This is a genomic window from Bifidobacterium sp. SO1, from assembly GCF_018555335.1.
GTDB lineage: Bacteria > Actinomycetota > Actinomycetes > Actinomycetales > Bifidobacteriaceae > Bifidobacterium > Bifidobacterium simiiventris.
In genome coordinates this window covers 1-1,338 of sequence record NZ_JAFEJR010000050.1, presented here as the reverse complement: position 1 = coordinate 1,338, position 1,338 = coordinate 1, and the positions used below count along the sequence as shown (strand labels likewise).

Below are 1,338 nucleotides of genomic sequence, written 5' to 3'. Positions count from 1 at the left end.
CCGAGGAAGACCCTCGGATTCAGGAAACCATCCGAAGCCATCCTCGACCTGATCAACGAGGCATGATACGATCACACAACCAAATTAACCAGCAACACGGGTGTTGCAACCACCACTAGAATCCGCCCAGGACCGGACTTCGACACTGCCCCCCCCCGCTGACCTTGCATTCCGATCCGTCTTCGGGAGGAGACCAGAAACGGAACGGCTTTGGGGGTTTTCTGCGGATTCTGGCCGCATTGCTCGTGATGCTTATGGGATTGGGTGCGGCCGTCCCGTCCGCGCTCGCGCTCGGCAATAATTCGTATCCGACAAGGGGCTGGCTGAAGTTCTATCAGAAGGACACAACCACCGAAATCCCAGGCAAGCAGATCAACGTCACCGGTCAGACCTCCTATACCATGCCGAACATGAGCGGGGTGAACGGCGTCGACTATCATCCCAATCAGGGGTATTCCGGCGGTCAGGATTGGGTGCCCATCGCATGGGAATCCCAGAACTTCAACGTCGGAGGAAAATGCGATGCGTCGTGGACTCTGGAGACCTGCAAGATCACGGGAGGCGGCAGCTTCGGCTCCTCCAGCAGCGGGGTCATGAAGCGCTTCAAGCCCGGAGCCAAGGCCACTCCTCCCACCGCATCCGGATCCGGGAATTGGTGGGCGATCTACAACAAGAGCTTCCCCGTCTTCACCCAGGTGATCCGTTACAATGCGAACGGCGGGAAGGGCAGTATGTCGTCAACTGTACCGAACATCGCCAATCTTGACCTGAACAACACGGACAAAAACGGTGTCCTAGTAACACTCGCCAAGAACAAGTTCACTCGTCCCGGATATAAGTTCGTTGGTTGGGAATGGGTATACTCCCCGGGGACCGTATTCAGGGAAGGCGGGCAGGTATACCTTAATTTCACTGACAGCCCTTGGAATAGCACCTCCGGCCTGTTCAAAGCTAAGTGGCAAAAGCTCATCAACATTACCTACAACGGCAACGGCTCGACCGGCGGCGCGACGGCGGCTCAGAACAACGTCGGCGTGGGAGACACGATCACCATCCGGCAGAACGGTTTCAGCCGCACAAACTACAGCTTCGCCGGCTGGAACACCCGAGCCGACGGCAAAGGCACCTCGTACGCGGCGAACAGCAAGCACGCTTTCAACGCGAGCACGACCCTGTACGCGCAGTGGAGGATCAACCAGGCCACCATCCGATACGACGGGAACGGTTCGACCGGAGGGTCGACCGCCTCGCAGACCGTGAACGTCGGCGCGGAGACGTGGATCCATGCGAACGGGTTCACGAGAACGAATTACACGTTCGTGAAATGGAACACGAAAC

1 protein-coding gene is annotated in these 1,338 nt (G+C 57.8%); it reads left to right on the top strand.

What is annotated here, in order from left to right; genetic code table 11:
• Positions 1 to 248 precede the first annotated feature (248 nt).
• Positions 249 to 1,338, top strand: a 1,090-nt coding sequence (locus JS541_RS14610) for an InlB B-repeat-containing protein (RefSeq protein ID WP_240539396.1), incomplete at its 3' end; no start/stop codon positions are given.